Below are 19,402 nucleotides of genomic sequence, written 5' to 3'. Positions count from 1 at the left end.
TATTCATTCAGTCATCTTCTTGAAGGGGACAGTAAAGTGAAGAAAAATAGACCGAAATACAATCAAATTATTGATGCGGCAGTCATTGTGATTGCGGAGAATGGGTACCACCAAGCGCAAGTTTCTAAAATCGCAAAGCAAGCTGGGGTAGCTGATGGCACGATTTATTTATATTTTAAAAATAAAGAAGATATATTAATATCCTTATTCCAAGAGAAGATGGGAGAATTTGTCGAAACAATTCGTCAAAAAACAGCAGGAATTGAAAGCGCTGTATCGAAGTTATTCATGTTGGTAGAAACGCACTTCTTGCTGTTGTCGCAAAATGATCCGCTTGCTATCGTTACGCAATTAGAGCTAAGGCAGTCCAATCAAGACTTGCGCCTTAAAATAAATGAAGTATTAAAAGGCTACTTACAAGTTATGGATGAGATTTTAGAGACTGGTATAAAACAAGGTGAATTTCAAGCAGATTTAAATGTTCGCGTGGCAAGACAAATGATCTTTGGAACAGTAGATGAAGTTGTGACCAATTGGGTAATGAGCGATCATAAGTATGATCTGGTCGCACTTTCAAAAACGGTACACGGGCTACTTATTGCAGCTTGTGGTTATCGTCAATAATGGGAGGGATCATGTTGAAATTCCTATCTGTAAGAGTTGAAGATCATATCGCGGTGGCGACGTTAAATCACGCACCAGCGAATGCGATGTCTTCACAAGTTATGCATGACGTTACTGAATTAATTGATCAAGTGGAAAAGGATGATAACATTCGTGTTGTTGTTATTCACGGTGAAGGACGTTTCTTCTCAGCAGGAGCAGATATTAAAGAATTTACATCTGTTACTGAAGCGAAGCAAGCAACAGAATTAGCACAGCTTGGACAAGTTACGTTTGAGCGTGTTGAAAAATGTTCAAAACCAGTTATTGCGGCAATTCATGGAGCGGCACTGGGCGGCGGCCTTGAGTTTGCTATGTCTTGCCACATGCGCTTTGCAACTGAAAGTGCAAAACTTGGTTTACCTGAATTAACACTTGGATTAATTCCTGGCTTTGCAGGTACACAGCGCTTACCACGTTATGTTGGGAAAGCGAAAGCTTGTGAAATGATGTTAACAAGTACACCAATTACTGGTGCAGAAGCATTAAAGTGGGGACTTGTTAACGGATTGTTCTCTGAAGAATCATTTTTAGATGATACGCTTAAAGTTGCAAAACAAATTGCTGGAAAAAGTCCAGCAACAACTCGTGCTGTACTAGAGTTATTGCAAACGACAAAATCGTCTCATTACTATGAAGGTGTACAACGTGAATCACAAATTTTTGGTGAAGTATTTACGAGTGAAGATGGAAGAGAAGGTGTAGCCGCATTTTTAGAAAAGCGTAAACCTTCATTTAGTGGCAGGTAGTTCAATTATTTTTTTAATATAAATTAACAGAAAATTAAAATTGATAGAATCTTTCTGAAAAACAAGGGGGTAAATGGAATGAACATCTACGTACTCATGAAACGAACATTTGATACAGAAGAAAAAATCGTAATTAAAAACGGTGCAATTTACGATGGCGAAGCGGAATTCATCATCAACCCTTACGATGAATATGCAATTGAAGAAGCAATTCAAGTAAGAGACGCACAAGGTGGAGAAGTTACAGTTGTAACAGTCGGTGGCGAAGATAGTGAGAAAGAACTTCGTACTGCATTAGCAATGGGCTGTGATAAAGCGGTATTAATTAATATTGAAGATGATGTAGAAAATGGTGACCAGTTCACGACAGCAAAAGTACTTGCTGAGTATTTAAAAGATAAAGATGCAGATTTAATTTTAGGCGGAAACGTTGCAATTGATGGTGCATCTGGACAAGTAGGGCCACGCGTAGCTGAAGCGTTAAATATTCCATATGTAACGACAATTACAAAACTTGAAATTGACGGTACAAATGTGAAGATTGAGCGTGATGTTGAAGGTGATACAGAAGTGATTGCAACTTCATTACCAGTTTTAGTAACAGCACAGCAAGGTTTAAATGAACCTCGTTACCCATCGCTTCCAGGTATTATGAAAGCGAAGAAAAAGCCACTAGAAGAATTAGAATTAGATGATTTAGATTTAGAAGAAGATGATGTGGAAGCAAAGACAAAAACAATTGAAATCTATTTGCCTCCTAAGAAAGATGCAGGAAAAGTGTTACAAGGCGAGCTGCAAGATCAAGTAAAAGAACTTGTATCGTTGCTCCATACAGAAGCGAAAGTAATCTAATAAAATACGAAATTATATATGCAGGAGGGAAAATCTATGGCTCGTAAAGTATTAGTAATGGGTGAAGTTCGTGATGGATCGCTACGTAACGTTTCGTTTGAAGCGGTAGCAGCAGCAAAAACAATTGCAGAAGGCGGTGAAGTAGTAGGTCTTCTAATTGGAGACAGCGTTGCCTCTTTTGCAAATGAATTGATTCATTACGGTGCAGATCGCGTTGTGACAGTTGAAAATGATAAATTAAAATCATATACATCTGATGGTTATGCACAAGCGTTTTTAGCTGTACATGCTGAAGAAAATCCAGAAGGTATTGTCTTTGGACATACGGCACTTGGTAAAGATTTATCACCAAAATTAGCAGCGAAGCTTGAAGCTGGTTTAGTTTCTGACGTAACTGCTTTAGAGGTTGAAGGTGGAAATGTTATCTTCACTCGTCCAATTTACTCTGGTAAAGCATTCGAGAAGAAGATTGTAACAGACGGCATCTTATTTGCGACAGTGCGTCCAAATAACATTGCAACTCTGGAAAAAGATGAGTCTCGCAGCGGTGACGTATCTTCTATTACAGTTGATGTGAAAGATTTACGTACAATTATTCAAGATGTTGTCCGTAAAACAGCAGAAGGTGTGGATCTTTCTGAAGCGAAAGTTATTATCGCTGGCGGACGCGGTGTGAAGAGTGAAGAAGGATTTAAACCATTAAAAGAGTTAGCTGACGTACTAGGCGGCGCTGTTGGGGCATCTCGTGGTGCTTGTGACGCTGAATACTGTGAGTACTCATTACAAATTGGTCAAACTGGTAAAGTTGTTACGCCAGACTTATACATTGCATGTGGTATTTCTGGTGCGATTCAGCATTTAGCAGGTATGTCTAACTCAAAAATAATCGTTGCGATTAATAAAGATCCAGAAGCAAGTATCTTCAAAGTAGCTGACTACGGTATTGTTGGTGACTTGTTCGAAGTTGTACCTCTTTTAACAGAAGAGTTTAAAAAGTTAAAAGTACATTCATGATTTAAGTACCCTTGAGTTCCAAGTGAAGTACCCCTATATATAGAAAAAGGTGAGAGATCCCCTGTCTCTCATCTTTTTAGTATTTAATCCATATTTTTATATAGTATAAAGGAACATTTTTTTGTTACAATACATAACGATACATATTATTCGCCACGTATATAAGTTAATGATATACTCTTGGTAGAATATACTTGAAGGAGGAAATAAAATGGCAATTGTAAACGCAAATGACCAAAGCTTCGCAGCTGAAACTAGCGAAGGTGTTGTATTATTAGATTTCTGGGCACCTTGGTGTGGACCTTGTAAAATGATCGCTCCTGTATTAGAGGAGATCGATGCAGAACTAGGCGAAAAAGTAAAAGTAGTAAAAGTAGATGTTGATGAGAACCAAGAAACTGCTCGTCAATTCGAAGTAATGAGCATTCCAGCTCTTTTCGTATTAAAAGACGGTAAAGTAGTTGATCAAACGTTAGGTTACAAACCGAAAGAAGCGTTAGTAGAATTAGTTTCTAAACATTTCTAAAATAAAAAAGCTACCAGTTGGTAGCTTTTTTTATTTTCTTTTTTACAGTCTTTCCGTTACAATAAAAGAACGTATGTTGGGTGTTTGAGCATAGTATGTTTTCAAGGGAAAATAAAAATGCTAAGTATGTAGAAATGGAGGGAGACGAGTGCACGAACATTTGAAAGAGAAGTTGGCTATTTTACCAGATCAACCTGGTTGTTATTTGATGAAAGATAAGCAAGGAACGGTTATATATGTTGGAAAGGCAAAAGTGCTTAAAAATCGTGTGCGCTCGTACTTTACTGGTTCACATGATGGGAAAACACTGCGGCTTGTAGGAGAAATTGTTGATTTTGAATATATTGTAACCTCTTCGAATTTAGAAGCACTTATTTTAGAGTTAAATCTCATTAAAAAATATGATCCGAAATATAATATTCAATTAAAAGATGATAAAACATATCCTTTTATTAAAATTACGGCGGAGAAGCAACCGCGCTTACTCATTACTCGAAATGTAAAAAAGGATAAAGGAAAGTATTTTGGTCCTTATCCAAATGCACAATCTGCTCATGAAACGAAAAAACTGCTAGATCGTATGTATCCACTTCGGAAATGTACGAATATGCCAGATAAAGTTTGTTTGTATTATCATATGGGTCAATGCTTAGCGCCGTGTGTGAAAGAAGTGACGGAAGAACAAAATAAAGAAATTGTAGATGAAATTATTAAGTTTTTAAATGGTGGACATAAAGAAGTTCGTTCAGAATTAGAAGTAAAAATGTATGAGGCCTCAGAGAAACTAGAGTTTGAACGTGCAAAAGAGTTGCGTGATCAAATTGCTCATATTGATGCGATTATGGAAAAACAAAAGATGATTATGAGTGACTTAGTGGATCGTGATGTGTTTGGATATGCAGTGGATAAAGGATGGATGTGTGTTCAAGTTTTCTTCGTTCGAAAAGGAAAGCTAATTGAACGTGATGTTTCTATGTTTCCAATTTACGATGAACCAGAAGAGGGCTTTTTAACGTTTATCGGCCAATTTTATGAAAACAGTAGTCATTTTAAGCCGAAGGAAATTGTCGTTCCAGGAAGTATAGACTCGGAATTAGTAGAGCGCTTTTTAGAAGTAGAAGCGACACAGCCGAAACGTGGTAAGAAAAAAGACCTTGTAGAATTAGCAAATAAAAACGCGAAAATTGCTCTTGAAGAGAAGTTTTACTTAATTGAACGTGATGAAGAACGAACGATTAAAGCAGTAGATCATTTAGGGAAGCAGCTTGGGATTGAAACGCCGTATCGTATTGAAGCGTTTGATAACTCAAATATTCAAGGAACAAATCCTGTTTCTGCAATGATTGCTTTTATCGATGGGAAACCGGCGAAGAAAGAGTATCGAAAATATAAAATTAAAACGGTTCAAGGGCCAGACGATTATGAGTCTATGAGAGAAGTTGTGAGGCGCCGTTATACAAGGGCCCTTAAAGAAAATTCACCTTTACCTGATTTGATTATTATTGATGGAGGAAAAGGCCATCTAGCGGCTGCAAGTGATATTCTAGAGAATGAGCTCGGATTATATATTCCGATGGCAGGTCTTGTGAAAGATGATAAACATAAAACCTCCCATTTAATTATTGGGGACCCACCGGAACCTGTGATGCTTGAGAGAAATAGCCAAGAATTTTATTTATTGCAGCGTATTCAAGATGAGGTGCATCGATTTGCGATTACATTCCATCGTCAATTACATGGGAAATCTGTCATTCAATCAGCATTGGATGACATTCCAGGAATAGGTGATAAACGGAAAAAGGTATTGTTAAAACATTTTGGTTCATTAAAGAAGATGAAAGAAGCTTCTATAGAGGAATTTGTCGAAGCGGGTATGCCGAAAAATGTCGCGGAGACGATTTATACGTATTTAACAGATAAGAAGACGTTGTAGTTTACAACGTCTTCTGTTTTTTGGTATAATTTCTGAAGATTTAAAATAAATGCATCTGAATGAAAATACAAAAAAGTCAACTAAACTGATATGTCTAGTTGACTGTAGGTAATGCTTACACTTCAATGAGATCTTTTATATCCCATTTTACAAGAAATGTAATAGAGTCAGAACGTTTTTTCTTTTCTTCGTATGACTCTGCAACGACGTTCCGTTGCTTTTGAATTTGTTCAGCGATGAATCCAGCTTCTAGTTGATAAGAAGAATGTCGTTTTTGTTTTTGACGTTCTGCAATGAGTGTGCCTTTAAGTTGGAACTGCATTTCACGACGCTTATGTTCAATAATGCTTAAAGTGCCCCAGCCAGCTTTTTCAAAGAACTGAATGACTTCTTCAATTGTTTCTAGCGGATATTTTCTTGCAAGGTTTCTACCAGACCAGTATAAAATACCATCTAAATCGTTGCCGATTAAATCAGGTAGTAATTCTTCACGTAGCAATTCATAAGCGAAGGCGTTCAATGAAACATCTTCTAAAGATGTTATATCGATTGTATTTTTACTCACAATATTCCCCTCTTTCTATAGGGATTATTATATAACATTTTTCATTTATAAAAACAGATTTTTCTTTAGGGAAATCTGAATATCTAAGAAGAAAAAAAGAATTGCCAAATTATATGCAAATTATGTATACGTTTTCTTGACGCTTCGACAAAAATAGGGGTAAAATGAACTTGTTATCAAATTATGCTGAAATATTTCGAATAATTTTTTCAGTTTTTCTTATGCCAATAGTGAAAAAACATTATTGTTATAAATTAATCTGAAAACAGCAGTCAAACATTCAAGGGGGTAATGGGGACATGAAAGGCCGCGAGTATACGTTTCGTAAGTGGCACTCATTAATGGGGGTCATCCCGGTTGGTGTCTTTTTGACGCAACATCTAATTGTAAACAACTTTGCAACAAGAGGAGCAGAGGCTTTTAACAAAGCTGCAGGCTTTATGGAGCTCCTTCCATTCCGGTATGCGCTAGAAATTTTCATCATCTTTTTACCGATACTGTACCATGCTATATATGGCTTATATATTGCATTTACAGCTAAGAACAATGCGGTTTCTTACGGTTATTTCCGTAACTGGATGTTCGTTTTCCAAAGAATTTCAGGTATCGTTACGCTGATTTTCATTTCTTGGCACGTCTGGGAAACTCGTATTCAAGCAATGTTAGGTAAAGAGGTAAACTATGATATGATGGCAGATATTTTAAACAATCCAGCTATGTTTGCATTCTACTTAGTTGGTGTTGTTTCAACAATTTTCCACTTTGCAAATGGACTATGGACATTCTGCATCAGCTGGGGAATTACAGTATCTCCACGTTCACAAAGAATCTCTACTTATGTAACATTAGCTATTTTCTTAGGTCTATCTTATGTAGGTGTGAGTGCATTATTAGCGTTCATCGATCCACAGCTAGCAAATCAGTAAGGAGTGGGAGAGCATGAAAGGGAAACTTATAGTAGTCGGCGGTGGCTTGGCTGGCTTAATGGCAACGATTAAAGCGGCAGAAGCAGGAGTAAATGTTGAACTGTTTTCTTTAGTACCAGTAAAACGTTCACATTCTGTATGTGCTCAGGGCGGAATTAACGGTGCCGTAAATACGAAAGGTGAAGGGGATTCTCCATGGATCCACTTTGACGATACAATTTATGGTGGGGACTTCTTAGCGAACCAACCACCAGTTAAAGCAATGTGTGAAGCAGCACCTGGTATCATTCATTTAATGGACCGTATGGGTGTTATGTTCAACCGTACGGAAGAAGGACTTCTTGATTTCCGTCGATTTGGTGGAACGCAACATCACCGTACAGCATTTGCTGGTGCAACAACTGGACAGCAATTACTTTACGCATTAGATGAGCAAGTACGTCGTCACGAAGTAGCAGGACTTGTAACGAAATATGAAGGCTGGGATTTCTTACGAGCTGTTGTTGATGATGAAGGTGTGTGCCGAGGAATCGTTGCACAAGACTTACAAACTATGGAGATTAAAAGTTTCGGAGCTGATGCCGTGATTATGGCAACAGGGGGCCCTGGTATCATTTTCGGAAAATCAACAAACTCCATTATTAATACAGGTACAGCAGCTTCTGCTGTATATCAACAAGGTGCATATTATGCAAATGGTGAGTTCATTCAAATTCACCCAACGGCAATTCCTGGAGACGATAAATTACGTCTTATGAGTGAATCTGCACGTGGTGAAGGTGGACGTGTTTGGACATATAAAGATGGTAAACCATGGTACTTCTTAGAAGAAAAATATCCGGCTTACGGAAACCTTGTACCTCGTGATATCGCAACGCGTGAAATCTTTGATGTTTGCGTAGAGCAAAAACTAGGTATTAACGGTGAAAACATGGTGTACTTAGATCTTTCTCATAAAGATCCGAAAGAACTAGATATTAAACTTGGTGGAATTATTGAAATCTATGAGAAATTTACAGGGGATGATCCTCGTAAACTACCAATGAAAATCTTCCCAGCTGTTCACTATTCAATGGGTGGACTATGGGTTGACTATAAGCAAATGACGAGTATTCCAGGTTTATTTGCAGCAGGTGAGTGTGATTATTCTATGCACGGTGGTAACCGCCTTGGTGCAAACTCACTATTATCAGCAATTTACGGTGGTATGGTAGCAGGACCAAACGCAATTGAATATATGAAAGGTCTTTCTAAATCATCAGATGCTGTTTCATCTACTGTATATGAGCAAAATGAATTAATCGAAACAGAGAAATTTAACAATATTTTAACGATGGATGGTAATGAAAATGCATATGTTCTTCATAAAGAGCTTGGAGAATGGATGACAGATAACGTTACAGTAGTTCGTGAAAATAAAAAGTTATTAGAAACAGATGCGAAAATTGAAGAGTTAATGGATCGTTACAAACGTATTAACATTAACGATACAGCGAGATGGAGTAACCAAGGTGCTTCATTTACACGTCAACTTGCAAATATGTTTGAGTTAGCACGTGTTATTACAATTGGCGCATATAACCGTAATGAGAGCCGCGGGGCGCATTACAAACCTGAATTCCCAAATCGTGATGATGCAAACTTCTTAAAAACTACTATGGCAAAATTTGAAGGAGAAGGAAATGCACCAGCATTCCATTACGAAGACGTTGATGTTTCATTAATTAAACCGCGTAAACGTGATTATTCTTCAAAACATGATGTAGCTGCTAAGGGTGAAGAGAAGGGGGATAAACAACATGTCTGAGAAAACAATCCGCCTCATCATTACGAGACAAGATGGACCAGATGCACAAGAGTTTGACCAAGAGTTTGAAATTCCATATCGTCCTAATATGAATATTATTTCGGCGCTTATGGAAATTCGTCGTAATCCTGTTGATTCAAAAGGAAACCAAACAACTCCGATCGCATGGGATATGAACTGCTTAGAGGAAGTATGCGGTGCATGTTCGATGGTTATTAACGGAAAGCCACGTCAATCATGTACGGCTCTTATTGACCAATTAGAACAGCCAATTCGCTTAAAGCCGATGAAGACATTCCCAGTTGTACGTGATTTACAAGTTGACCGCAGTCGCATGTTTAATGCTCTAAAACGCGTTAAAGCTTGGATTCCAATTGATGGTACGTATGACTTAGGTCCAGGACCAAGAATGCCTGAGAAAAAGCGTCAATGGGCTTATGAGCTTTCAAAATGTATGACATGTGGTGTTTGCTTAGAATCATGTCCAAACGTAAACAGTAAGTCTGACTTTATTGGACCAGCGCCGTTATCACAAGCTCGTTTATTCAACTCACATCCAACGGGTGAAATGCATAAAGCAGATCGCTTACGTGCAATTATGGGAGATGGAGGGCTAGCAAACTGTGGTAACTCTCAAAACTGTGTGCAATCATGTCCGAAGGGTATTCCTTTAACAACTTCAATTGCGGCATTAAACCGCGATACAACAATTCAATCGTTCAAAGATTTCTTTGGTAGCGATAATAACTATTAATAAATATTGCCTCTTCATTTTGAAGGGGCAATATTTATAACTGTATTTTTCAGTTTATTCTGTTTTTTTTGGGTAGGAAGGGGAGATAGCGTTGAAGAGAATTTCTTATATTGAAGACTTCGAGAAATGGGAAAGTGGTTTTTCATTTTACAATCCTGTAAAGGTTCGTTTTGGTGAAGTAGATATGTTTGGACATGTAAATAATGTCGTTGCTTTTACTTATTTTGAAGAAGCTCGTATCGCGTTGTTTAAAGAACTTGGATTTATGCAAGAGTGGACACATGCATCATCAGAAACGATGATCGTTGTTGCGGATTTACAATGTAATTTTATTAAGCAAATATATTTTGATGAACAGTTGAAGGTGTATGTAAAGGCAGGATCGGTTGGGAACTCTTCTTTAGATCTACATTATATGGTGAAGAATGCAGAAGGAGAGGTTTGTTTAGTAGGTCGTGGAATGATGGTTCAAGCGTCGAAAAAAACAGGAAGAGGCGAACCATGGCCTGAAGAATGGAAGAAGAAATTACTACAATGATAGAGTGAAAGAAAAATAAGAGAGCAATTTGCTCTCTTATTTTTTGTCTTCCATCGCTTCTTCTAATGTTAAGTGATGTTTATATAGGTATGTAGCGTATGGATTACCAACGTAGCGTAAGTGCCATGGTTCATATGCATATTCTGTTGTATCTGTTTTATCTTCTAAGTAACGAATGACAAAGCCGAATTCATGAGCGTGTTCCGCGACCCATTTTCCTTCTGCTGTCTCCCCGAAAATAGGCTCTAATTGAAATTTAGCTGTTTTTGAACTAATATCCATTGCTAAACCCGTTTGGTGTTCACTCGTACCAGGAATTGCGCTTACTGAATTAGCCTCAGCTTTTCCTTGACGCCTAACGTATGTATCATGCAACGATTTTTGGCGTTTGTATGAACGATAACCAGATACAGCTGTAAGATCAAGCCCTTCTTTTTTCGCAGCTTTGAACATGTTTTCAAGTGCCTCTGCAGCATCTTTGCGTAGCAATGTTTTTTCTTTATCTTTTGGACTAGCAAATGGTACGTTTGGTCTCGTTAAGTCTTCAGGAATGTATCCATCTGGTAGTTTTCGATGTTTATTAATTAAGACAAGATTAGATTTTGGATTTGTTACAACTGAAAAGTCATTGTCTATTTTCTTTGCATTATGATCAGCTTTTGGAAAAGCAGGAATCTCTTCTTTTGGGTGGTTAGTATGTTTTTGACTTTCGACAGCTTTCGCTTCATTATGTAGTGGTGATTTAGAACCAAAGTAAGTGAAAGATGTGATACCGATTACAATAGTAGTGGCAGAAATAATTATTATCTTTTTCATAATGCCTTGTAATCACAGTCCCTTCTTAATAAAATGTGTATCGTTTTTTTTATTATAAGTCTAGTTTGTTGGAAAAGGAATATAAGAGTCATAACGTAATAGAAATGCAAAGAAAATGTCAGAAAATGTGTGAATTTGTAGTATTTTTTTATATAATTCATTTCTTATCTTTCATGAATTGCATTTTTTATGTAATATATATACATAAGAAGATGTAGCGATTATCGAGAATAAAGAACTTCTTGTATAGACTAGGAGTGAATGGGAATGGATTTTGCAACAATTATTGGACTTGTTTTAGGATTTTTAGCAGTGGTAGTAGGGATGGTCGTCAAGGGCGCTGACGTAACAGCCTTATTAAATCCTGCCGCAGCATTAATTATTTTTATCGGTACATTTGCTGCAGTATGTATTGCATTTCCGATGAATCAACTAAAAAGGGTTCCAAAACTATTTAAAGTTCTTTTTGGTTCAAATAAAAAGGATTTAAGTTATGAACAGTTGCTAGAATTATTTGTTCATTGGACATCTGAAAGTAGAAAATACGGTATTTTGTCTTTAGAGCAACAATTAGACAAAATTCAAGATGAATTTCTTTTGCGCGGTATGAAATTTGTGATTGATGGCGTATCCGCAGAAGATTTAGAGCAGATTTTGGAATCTGAATTAGAGGCAATTGAAGAAAGACATGCAAAGGGAGCTGCTATTTTTTCACAAGCTGGTACGTATGCACCGACATTAGGAGTTTTAGGTGCTGTTATCGGTCTTGTAGCTGCGCTTGGTAACTTAACTGATATTGAAAAGTTAGGTCATGCTATTTCGGGTGCGTTTATTGCAACGATTTTTGGTATTTTTTCAGGTTATGTATTATGGCATCCATTTGCAAATAAGTTAAAGCAAAAATCTTCAGCTGAAATTGAGAAAAAACGTTTAATCATTGATTGTTTATTAATGTTACAAGAAGGTACATATCCGTTTATTATGAAGAACCGCATTTTAGGTGCACTTTCTGCAACTGAGCGTAAAAAGCTAGAAAAAGGAGCAGAAAAAAATGCGGAGTAAGAAAAATAGAAGAGGCAAAAAGAAAAAACATGATGAGCATATCGATGAAACGTGGTTAATTCCATATTCTGATATGTTAACGTTGTTATTTGCATTGTTTATCGTTTTATTCGCAATGAGTAGTATAGATGCTGCGAAGTTTAAACAGATGGCAGTTGCTTTTCGAAGTGAATTAGCTGGGGGAACAGGTAACAAAGAATTTTTAAGTGATCAAAAGCCAAATGAGGAAAAAGAATTATCAGCAAGTAGCCTTGAGGCAGAACAAGCAAAAAAACAAGAAGAAGCTAGAGCTAAAGAAAAAAAAGAGATGGATGAATTGAAAGCATTACAAAAAAAGATTGATCAATATATAAATGAAAAACAATTATCCTCTTCTTTTCAAACTAAATTAACTGAAAAGGGATTAATGGTGACAATATTAGAAAATATACTGTTTGATTCGGGGAAAGCAGATGTGAAATTAGAATCTTTAGGGATTGCGAAAGAGATGTCTAGCTTACTTGTTTCAGCGTCACCTCGTGAAATTACAGTATCGGGTCATACGGATAATGTCCCTATTGCCAATGCGCAGTTTGCGTCGAATTGGGAATTAAGTACGCAGCGGGCAGTTAATTTTATGCAAGTATTACTGCAAAATAAAGAATTACAACCAGAAAAATTTAGTGCGATTGGATACGGAGAATACCGTTCAATTGCTCCAAACGATACACAAGAAGGAAAGGCAAAGAATAGACGTGTGGAAGTGTTTATCTTGCCTTTAACAGAGAAAGTAAAATAAAGAGGATGGCGAATGCCATCCTCTTTATTTTACTTCAAATGATTTTAAGTTGTCGCGACGGATTTTATCTTTTTCTGCATCTGATTTTTTGAAATCATAATCATATAAAGCGCCTTCCCAATCGCCATACATTGGATTCGGGAAAATAATGAATTTCTCACCAAATTGTGCTTTTGAATCTTCTACTGTTTGGTTACGATCTTTTACAGATTTTCCATCAAAACCTGTGAAATCAGATAAGTTATCACCGAAGAATAAGACAATATCATGGGTTTGAGAAACGAGTTCACGGCGTTTTTCTTTTCCTTTTTCTTTCGGATCTTGTAGTAATATATGTTCTTTCGTTGCTTGAGGAGCACCTACACGCTCAAGATTTTTAATTGTTGCATCTAGTTGGTTCGTTTTACGATTTGAGATGTAGTAAATATCTACACCTTTAGACTCTGTATATTTTAAGAAATCAATTGCGCCTGGAAGGGCTTCAGCCTCAGCTTTATTAATCCAATCATCCCATTTGTAAGGATAGCCTTTGCCTGTTTTTACGCTCATTGCTTGATGAGGACTGTTATCTAAAACAGTTTCGTCTAAATCAAGTACGATAGCAGGTTTTTTCTCTGTCCCTTTTGCAAGAACTGCATCAAGCTTTAATTGACCGATATTGTACCCTTGGTAGTAAAGTGCTTTCGTTTCGCCAGCTGTTTGATACCATAAATCAGCCATTAATTGCTGTTCTGTTAATTTTACTTTCTCTTCTTTCGCCACTGTTTTCTCTGGTGTTCCTGAACATGCTACAAGTGATGTAGATAGAACCGCTACAGATAATAGAGTGGTAATGCCCCTCTTCATCTTCATATGTACCCTCCTTGATGTTAGAAAATCATTTTATATTATATATTAAAATATAATATTTTTATATGAACATTTGCATATTGTCTTTTGTATATATAGTAGTATGTCCTATATTAGAAAGATGAGCAAAATAATAATAGTTATTTTGACAAGTTTTATTGTCGTAATGACAATTATAATTGACAAAAAGAGGTTTGTTATTTACAATTTTAACTAAATAGAACAAATGATGGATTAATGACGGTGTTTACATATAAGAGGATGAAGTGTAGTGCTATATTTTTTCTTGAATAAACATAGTCTTTGAAAGAGAGTACGAATGATACTAAAGGGGAGGCTTTATACTTTGAGTTTACAAATTCAAAACTTAACGAAACAATTTGGGGAATCAAAAGCAGTTAACGGTTTGCAAATTTCGTTACCAAAAGGTGAAGTACTAGGATTACTTGGACGAAATGGTGCAGGGAAAACAACAACAATCAAGATGCTTCTCGGATTATTAACGCCTAATGAAGGTACGATTACGTGGGATGGAAAAGCATTTGGGGATAGTGGCGTAACAATTGGGTATTTACCAGAAGAAAGAGGTTTATATACAAAAAGTAGAGTAATAGATCAGTTGCGATATTTTGGTAGATTAGAAGGAATGTCGAAGAAAGAAGTAGATCACGCTATTGATCATTGGTTAGAGCGTTTAGCGATACCAGAATATAAATTTAAAACGGCTGGAGAGCTTTCAAAAGGGAATCAGCAAAAAATCCAATTAATTGCTGCTCTTCTTCATAATCCGGAACTTCTCATTTTAGATGAACCATTCAGCGGCCTTGATCCAGTTAATGCCGGGATGTTAGCTAGTATTATTGAAGAACAAGTACAGAGCGGAAAGACGATTATTTTATCAAGTCATCGTATGGAACAAGTAGAGGCTTTTTGCCAACATGTATGTATTTTGAAAAAAGGTGAAGCAGTCGTAAAAGGACAGCTAAGTGATATTAAGAAAGAATACGGTTTCCGTAATTTAACGATTGAAGATACAGTAGAGAATGAAAAGGGATTAGAAGCTATACATGTATCGTATGAAAAACAACAAGGCCTTCTTTATGTGAAAGTACAAGACGATGCGGAAGCTCTCAAGATTTTGCAACAGTTGCAAGAGCAAGGTGTTAGCTTACGGCAATTCAAAATGTTAGAGCCGACGTTAAATGAAATCTTTGTAGAGAGGGCGAAATAACGATGCGTAAATTTTCTCACGTATTTTCATTTTATTTTAGGGAAGCATTTTTATCTAAAAAATCATTAATTACGAGTGCGATCTTATTTTTAGTTGTGTTTGGGATTTTTGCATTTAATCATTTTACTTCAGGCGATGATAAAAATAAGGATAAAGATAAAATTGCAGTTGTAGTAGAGAGTTCCACATATAAAGTACAAAAAGATGAGCTAAATAAGCTATTGCCATCAGCAAAAATAACACTTGGTTCAAAGGATGATTTTGATAAACTGCATAAGCAAGTAGAAGAAGGCGATTTAGATGGTCTATTCCATGTGACGGAAAAGGGTGGGGCTCCATCGATTACATATATGTATAATGGATTTCCAAGCCAAGCAACTTCTGCAATTATGGCAGGATATTTAAAGCAACAATATACGATGGTGACAATTGCCAAAAATAATGTTTCACCAGAAATTGCACAGCAATTACAAACAGAAATTCAAGTAAAGCAAGAAGCGATAAAAGATCGTACATCTTCTTTCGGAATTGCCTATTTCTTTACATTTGCTTTATATATGTTTATTGTAGCGTTCGGAAATACAATCGCAATGAATATTGCATCTGAGAAGGCGTCACGTGTAATGGAAGTAATGCTTCCGAAAGTGAAACCTCTTACGATGATGTATGCGAAAATTTTAGCGGTTGTTTCAACGGCTTTATTGCAACTTGTCATATTGGCGTGTGGTTATCTTATTCCATATTTGTTAGGTTGGGTCGATTTAGAAAGTGCCTCACTATTTGGTATTCCAATTGACTTTACGAAATTAGATGCAAAGGTTGTAAGCATGTTTCTTGTTTATTTCATTACGGGATATTTACTTTATGCAATGATGTATGCTGCTGCTGGAGCTGTCGTGTCTAAGACGGAGGATTTACAAGCTGTATCTTTCCCGGTAATGATTTTAATTATGGCTGCATTCTTCATTAGTATTAAATCATTAAGTGATCCGAATAGTACTATCGTTGTTGTAAGTTCTTACGTTCCATTTTTTACACCGATGGTTACCTTCTCACGTATTGTAGCTGGTGAAGCAGGTATGCTAGAAATTACGATAACATTAGCAGTCTTATTGGCGACAATTGCGATATTAAATGCTGTTACAAGCCGCATTTACGTAAATGGCGTAATGAATTACTCAGATAAAGTGAAATTTAAAGATTTAGCGAAATTTATAAAGCGTCAATAATGAGAGAAAAGCATGATTTCCTATTGAAATCATGCTTTTTCTTTATGTATAAATTAAAAATAGTATATAATAATAAGAGTCGTCTTTTAATAGAATGAATAAAAAGGAGGGTGTGCAGATGGGGATTAGTAGTCGTTTTACAGTAGGTGTTCATATGCTGACATTACTTGCGATAGATCGAAACTCTCGCTGTACCTCTGAATGGATTGCCGGTAGTGTGAATACAAATCCAGTTGTGATTCGTCGCATTACAGGAATGTTGAAGAGAGCAGGACTTGTTGATGTACAAGCTGGTAAAGGTGGTACGACACTTGCTCGAGATTTAGAAGAAATTACATTACTTGATGTATATAAAGCAGTGGAAGTTGTAGAAGAAGGACAGCTATTTTCCTTCCATGAAAATCCCAACATTGAATGTCCAGTAGGAGCTAATATTCAATCAGTATTAGAAATTATTTTAATGCAAGCGCAAGAAGCGATGGAAAACGTGCTTGCAAATGTAACGGTAGATCAATTAGTTACAAATTTAAAGTCTAAAATGAAAGAATAAAAAAGCGAGCTTCCTCATAATGAGGGCTCGCTTTTTTTATTCAGAAATATTGAAAATTCTATTTTTCAGTATTTAAAATGAATTTACCTACGATAGCTGCGAAGATACCACCAAGAATTGGTGCTACGATGAATACCCATAGTTGAGAAAGTGCTTCTCCACCAACAAATAAAGCTGGTGCGATACTACGAGCTGGGTTAACAGATGTTCCAGTTAACGGAATTCCTAATAAGTGGATTAAAACTAATGTGAAACCAATTACTAGTCCAGCTAAAGAAGAACTTCCTTTTTTACCTGTTACAGCGACGATAACTAAAATAAATACGAAAGTTAAAATGAACTCAACTAAAAATGCTCCAGATAAACCAAGAGTTCCGAAACCATTTTGTCCTAAATTATCTAAAGGTGTTTTAGCAGATTTTAAAATTGTTACTAACGTTGCAGTTCCTAATAAACCACCTAAAATTTGAGCTAATACATAATAACAAAGTTCCATAGCGTTCATTCGTTTGTTGATGAACATAGCTACTGATACTGCTGGGTTAATGTGACATCCAGAAATTGTTCCGATGCTATATGCCATAGCTACAATAGATAAGCCGAAAGCCATAGCGATTCCTAATGTTCCAATTCCTTCGATTCCGCCGCCAGTGACAGCTACTCCAGTTCCGAATAATACAAGTACAAAGGTACCAATAAATTCAGCGATTGCTTTTTTTAACATAATTTACCTCCTATTAATGCGCATGAAACGTATTATAACATACGTTTTAGTATAAACAGCCAATGAAATACTATTCTGATAAGGCAAAATAGGGGGACAATAAAAAAGAGTATGGTTCATCTCTATAGAACCATACTCTTTTTTTATGCTGATTTTTTCTGTTTAACGGCTGGAATAGATCGGTTTAAAATACTATTTGCAACCATTCCTAACATAATAATAATCATTCCAAGTAGGGAAAGCCCGCCAGGAAACGAACCATTCAAGAAAACAATTTCTCCAAGTACGGTAAAGACCATCGTTCCAGCTTGTGTTGCTTCAACAGCTCCAAGTAAAGCCAGGTTATCTTTTGCTAAGTCAGTAGCAAAGAAAAATGTCATCGTTGCAATAACGCCGGAACATAATGCTAACAAAAATCCTTGAAGCATTTGGCTAGATGTTGGAATACCCGTAGTAGAAAATCCGTATACACCAAGCGAAATTGTTATAGGAAGACTTCCAATTGCCATTCCTAATACACGTTGGAACGTATCAAGGCGTCCGCCAACAAGCTCCATCATTTTTCGGTTACCGAACGGATATAAGAAAGCGGCTAATACGACAGGTAAAAAACCTGAAATGAACTGAGTCATTGTAATATGGCCTGCGGCAGTTGCTTGCATACAAATTACACCAAGTAAAATAAATAAAGCAACATATAAGCTACGAAGTGGAATTTTTCCACGTACAAGTTTCGTACCTGATTTTGTTTCTATTTTCACAAAAAATAGTGGTGATAGTAGTAAACCAGCTAAAATCGTAACTTGCCAAGTTCCAGCAACGAGCCAAGCTGGAGAAAAGACAGCTGCGAAACTTAATAAAGAATAAAAACCAATACCGGCAACAGAACCCCATCCGATCCACGCCAATGGATGTTTTTTTAACTCTTCCCATAATCCCCTAAAGTTTTTGCGAAATAAAACGATAAGGAATAAAATAGGGAGAGCAAATAAAAAACGGAAGGAAGCTGTCCAAGCCCAGCTCGTTCCAGATACATTCATTGCTCTATTAATAATAAAGGTTGCAGAAAAAAAGGCCGATGATAAAAGACCTAATAAAATTGCGCGCATGAAGTATAGCACTCCTTTCGGAAAAATAATTATGTATAGTATAATATACTTTAATTAATTAAAAGTAAACTATTTTATACTTTAAGGTGGTTTTATATATGAAAGAAAATGAAGATATGCAAACGAAAGAAGTCATTCAACAAGTTGGACAGTTATTGAGACAAATTCGAAATGAGCAGAAATTAAGTTTAGAAGAATTAGCTCATAAAACAGGAGTTAGTAAATTAACATTAGGAAAGATCGAAAGAGGGGAAACAAATCCGACGCTAGCTGTCATTTGGAAAATAACGAAAGGGTTATCAATTCCTTTATCCAGATTAATGGTTGTTGGAGAACCTGTAGCCGTTGCGCGCTGTGGAGAAGGATTTGCAGTAGATGTAGGACAAGCATGGCATTTAGAAACGATGTTCCGTTATACGAAAGAAACAGGGATGGAAATGCACCGTGCTTGTTTACGATCAAATAGTATATATGAACCAGAAGCTCATCATGAAGGTGCGATTGAGCTTGTAACGGTAATGAAAGGGAAAGTGTCTATTCAAGTGGAGAATGATGTATACGAATTAAATGAGTTTGATTCCATTCAATTTGAAGCGAATAAGAAGCATATTTATAAAAATGAAGAAGAAGAAGTGGCGGTATTACATTTAACGATGAAATATTCTTCATGAAAAAATCCCCTATAGAAAAATCTATAGGGGATTTTGTATACACTATGCTCAAATAT

21 protein-coding genes are annotated in these 19,402 nt (G+C 36.4%); 16 read left to right on the top strand and 5 right to left on the bottom strand.

Features of this window, described 5'->3' with window-relative positions; all coding sequences use genetic code 11:
- The first annotated feature begins 36 nt into the window (after window positions 1–36).
- The 6 genes from QCI81_RS09525 (at window position 37) to uvrC (ending at window position 5,737) form a co-directional block, all read left to right on the top strand.
- Window positions 37–624 (top strand): fatty acid metabolism transcriptional regulator FadR, encoded by a 588-nt coding sequence (locus tag QCI81_RS09525; protein ID WP_000742223.1) that lies wholly within the window; start codon window positions 37–39, stop codon window positions 622–624.
- Window positions 625–635: 11 nt separating this feature from the next.
- Window positions 636–1,412: an enoyl-CoA hydratase gene (locus QCI81_RS09520; protein ID WP_000911291.1), complete on the top strand. Its 777-nt coding sequence runs from the start codon at window positions 636–638 to the stop codon at window positions 1,410–1,412.
- 78 nt (window positions 1,413–1,490) lie between these two features.
- Window positions 1,491–2,264 carry an electron transfer flavoprotein subunit beta gene (gene etfB, locus QCI81_RS09515; RefSeq protein WP_001029028.1) on the top strand — a complete coding sequence of 258 codons (774 nt, stop codon included), beginning with the start codon at window positions 1,491–1,493 and terminating at the stop codon, window positions 2,262–2,264.
- Window positions 2,265–2,300: 36 nt separating this feature from the next.
- Window positions 2,301–3,278, top strand: a complete 978-nt coding sequence (gene etfA, locus QCI81_RS09510) for an electron transfer flavoprotein subunit alpha (RefSeq protein WP_000101946.1) — start codon at window positions 2,301–2,303, stop codon at window positions 3,276–3,278.
- A gap of 211 nt (window positions 3,279–3,489) precedes the next feature.
- A complete protein-coding gene (gene trxA / locus QCI81_RS09505) occupies window positions 3,490–3,804 on the top strand; it encodes a thioredoxin (protein WP_001018944.1) in 315 nt (104 codons plus the stop codon).
- Window positions 3,805–3,952: 148 nt separating this feature from the next.
- On the top strand, window positions 3,953–5,737 hold the full coding sequence (gene uvrC, locus QCI81_RS09500; RefSeq protein ID WP_000544300.1) for an excinuclease ABC subunit C: 1,785 nt from the start codon (window positions 3,953–3,955) through the stop codon (window positions 5,735–5,737).
- Window positions 5,738–5,852: 115 nt separating this feature from the next.
- Here uvrC and QCI81_RS09495 read toward each other — a convergent pair whose 3' ends face one another.
- Window positions 5,853–6,302, bottom strand: a complete 450-nt coding sequence (locus tag QCI81_RS09495; protein ID WP_000042214.1) for a YslB family protein — start codon at window positions 6,300–6,302, stop codon at window positions 5,853–5,855.
- Between the two features lie 299 nt (window positions 6,303–6,601).
- On the opposite strand from QCI81_RS09495, the gene sdhC reads away from it, so the two are divergent.
- The 4 genes from sdhC to QCI81_RS09475 all read left to right on the top strand — a co-directional run bounded on the left by sdhC (window position 6,602) and on the right by QCI81_RS09475 (window position 10,327).
- The gene (gene sdhC, locus QCI81_RS09490) at window positions 6,602–7,228 is read left to right on the top strand and encodes a succinate dehydrogenase cytochrome B558 (RefSeq protein WP_000678354.1); all 627 of its coding nucleotides are present in this window, start codon (window positions 6,602–6,604) and stop codon (window positions 7,226–7,228) included.
- A gap of 13 nt (window positions 7,229–7,241) precedes the next feature.
- Window positions 7,242–9,035 carry a succinate dehydrogenase flavoprotein subunit gene (gene sdhA / locus QCI81_RS09485; protein ID WP_000676743.1) on the top strand — a complete coding sequence of 598 codons (1,794 nt, stop codon included), beginning with the start codon at window positions 7,242–7,244 and terminating at the stop codon, window positions 9,033–9,035.
- Window positions 9,028–9,789 (top strand): succinate dehydrogenase iron-sulfur subunit, encoded by a 762-nt coding sequence (gene sdhB, locus QCI81_RS09480; protein ID WP_001291830.1) that lies wholly within the window; start codon window positions 9,028–9,030, stop codon window positions 9,787–9,789. Before sdhA ends, sdhB begins: the two co-directional genes overlap by 8 nt.
- 91 nt (window positions 9,790–9,880) lie before the next feature.
- On the top strand, window positions 9,881–10,327 hold the full coding sequence (locus tag QCI81_RS09475; protein WP_000822727.1) for an acyl-CoA thioesterase: 447 nt from the start codon (window positions 9,881–9,883) through the stop codon (window positions 10,325–10,327).
- Window positions 10,328–10,363: 36 nt separating this feature from the next.
- On the opposite strand, the gene QCI81_RS09470 is transcribed toward QCI81_RS09475, so the two are convergent.
- Window positions 10,364–11,143 carry a M15 family metallopeptidase gene (locus QCI81_RS09470; protein WP_071729561.1) on the bottom strand — a complete coding sequence of 260 codons (780 nt, stop codon included), beginning with the start codon at window positions 11,141–11,143 and terminating at the stop codon, window positions 10,364–10,366.
- A 267-nt stretch (window positions 11,144–11,410) separates the two neighbouring features.
- Between QCI81_RS09470 and motA the strand changes: the two genes are divergently transcribed.
- On the top strand, window positions 11,411–12,205 hold the full coding sequence (gene motA, locus QCI81_RS09465; RefSeq protein WP_000344862.1) for a flagellar motor stator protein MotA: 795 nt from the start codon (window positions 11,411–11,413) through the stop codon (window positions 12,203–12,205).
- Complete coding sequence (motB, locus tag QCI81_RS09460; protein WP_001256741.1) at window positions 12,195–12,983, top strand: flagellar motor protein MotB; 789 nt, start codon at window positions 12,195–12,197, stop codon at window positions 12,981–12,983. Before motA ends, motB begins: the two co-directional genes overlap by 11 nt.
- 24 nt (window positions 12,984–13,007) lie before the next feature.
- Here the strand turns inward: motB and QCI81_RS09455 are convergent, their stop codons facing one another.
- Window positions 13,008–13,835 (bottom strand): 5'-nucleotidase, lipoprotein e(P4) family, encoded by an 828-nt coding sequence (locus QCI81_RS09455; protein ID WP_000782771.1) that lies wholly within the window; start codon window positions 13,833–13,835, stop codon window positions 13,008–13,010.
- Window positions 13,836–14,178: 343 nt separating this feature from the next.
- Here QCI81_RS09455 and QCI81_RS09450 point away from each other — a divergent pair, with 343 nt between their 5' ends.
- The 3 genes from QCI81_RS09450 (at window position 14,179) to QCI81_RS09440 (ending at window position 16,842) form a co-directional block, all read left to right on the top strand.
- Window positions 14,179–15,063, top strand: coding sequence for an ABC transporter ATP-binding protein (locus QCI81_RS09450; protein WP_065229401.1), 885 nt, complete (start codon window positions 14,179–14,181; stop codon window positions 15,061–15,063).
- Window positions 15,064–15,065: 2 nt separating this feature from the next.
- A complete protein-coding gene (locus QCI81_RS09445) occupies window positions 15,066–16,292 on the top strand; it encodes an ABC transporter permease (RefSeq protein ID WP_001224987.1) in 1,227 nt (408 codons plus the stop codon).
- Window positions 16,293–16,410: 118 nt separating this feature from the next.
- On the top strand, window positions 16,411–16,842 hold the full coding sequence (locus tag QCI81_RS09440) for an Rrf2 family transcriptional regulator (RefSeq protein ID WP_000512998.1): 432 nt from the start codon (window positions 16,411–16,413) through the stop codon (window positions 16,840–16,842).
- A 58-nt stretch (window positions 16,843–16,900) separates the two neighbouring features.
- Here the strand turns inward: QCI81_RS09440 and QCI81_RS09435 are convergent, their stop codons facing one another.
- Together QCI81_RS09435 and QCI81_RS09430 are read right to left on the bottom strand one after the other, a co-directional pair.
- Window positions 16,901–17,566, bottom strand: coding sequence for an aquaporin (locus tag QCI81_RS09435; protein WP_000913213.1), 666 nt, complete (start codon window positions 17,564–17,566; stop codon window positions 16,901–16,903).
- 143 nt (window positions 17,567–17,709) lie between these two features.
- A complete protein-coding gene (locus QCI81_RS09430) occupies window positions 17,710–18,675 on the bottom strand; it encodes a DMT family transporter (protein ID WP_353810683.1) in 966 nt (321 codons plus the stop codon).
- 98 nt (window positions 18,676–18,773) lie between these two features.
- Between QCI81_RS09430 and QCI81_RS09425 the strand changes: the two genes are divergently transcribed.
- Complete coding sequence (locus tag QCI81_RS09425) at window positions 18,774–19,346, top strand: helix-turn-helix domain-containing protein (protein WP_016080152.1); 573 nt, start codon at window positions 18,774–18,776, stop codon at window positions 19,344–19,346.
- The last annotated feature ends 56 nt before the right edge of the window (window positions 19,347–19,402 follow it).

Source organism: Bacillus cereus group sp. MG20, assembly GCF_040459885.1.
In the GTDB taxonomy this organism is placed as follows: domain Bacteria; phylum Bacillota; class Bacilli; order Bacillales; family Bacillaceae_G; genus Bacillus_A; species Bacillus_A cereus.
Note: the sequence above shows the minus strand (reverse complement) of the source record. Positions and strands in the feature narration are given on the sequence as shown.

Bases quoted from the DNA above. Each gene is read 5' to 3' on its own strand.
- motA (WP_000344862.1), top strand. From the start codon at position 11,411: ATGGATTTTGCAACAATTATTGGACTTGTTTTAGGATTTTTAGCAGTG.
- trxA (WP_001018944.1), top strand. From the start codon at position 3,490: ATGGCAATTGTAAACGCAAATGACCAAAGCTTCGCAGCTGAAACTAGC.
- QCI81_RS09520 (WP_000911291.1), top strand. From the start codon at position 636: ATGTTGAAATTCCTATCTGTAAGAGTTGAAGATCATATCGCGGTGGCG.
- sdhC (WP_000678354.1), top strand. From the start codon at position 6,602: ATGAAAGGCCGCGAGTATACGTTTCGTAAGTGGCACTCATTAATGGGG.
- QCI81_RS09425 (WP_016080152.1), top strand. From the start codon at position 18,774: ATGAAAGAAAATGAAGATATGCAAACGAAAGAAGTCATTCAACAAGTT.
- etfA (WP_000101946.1), top strand. From the start codon at position 2,301: ATGGCTCGTAAAGTATTAGTAATGGGTGAAGTTCGTGATGGATCGCTA.
- QCI81_RS09430 (WP_353810683.1), bottom strand. From the start codon at position 18,675: ATGCGCGCAATTTTATTAGGTCTTTTATCATCGGCCTTTTTTTCTGCA.
- motB (WP_001256741.1), top strand. From the start codon at position 12,195: ATGCGGAGTAAGAAAAATAGAAGAGGCAAAAAGAAAAAACATGATGAG.
- QCI81_RS09435 (WP_000913213.1), bottom strand. From the start codon at position 17,566: ATGTTAAAAAAAGCAATCGCTGAATTTATTGGTACCTTTGTACTTGTA.
- QCI81_RS09470 (WP_071729561.1), bottom strand. From the start codon at position 11,143: ATGAAAAAGATAATAATTATTTCTGCCACTACTATTGTAATCGGTATC.
- sdhA (WP_000676743.1), top strand. From the start codon at position 7,242: ATGAAAGGGAAACTTATAGTAGTCGGCGGTGGCTTGGCTGGCTTAATG.
- QCI81_RS09445 (WP_001224987.1), top strand. From the start codon at position 15,066: ATGCGTAAATTTTCTCACGTATTTTCATTTTATTTTAGGGAAGCATTT.
- sdhB (WP_001291830.1), top strand. From the start codon at position 9,028: ATGTCTGAGAAAACAATCCGCCTCATCATTACGAGACAAGATGGACCA.
- QCI81_RS09455 (WP_000782771.1), bottom strand. From the start codon at position 13,835: ATGAAGATGAAGAGGGGCATTACCACTCTATTATCTGTAGCGGTTCTA.
- etfB (WP_001029028.1), top strand. From the start codon at position 1,491: ATGAACATCTACGTACTCATGAAACGAACATTTGATACAGAAGAAAAA.
- QCI81_RS09440 (WP_000512998.1), top strand. From the start codon at position 16,411: ATGGGGATTAGTAGTCGTTTTACAGTAGGTGTTCATATGCTGACATTA.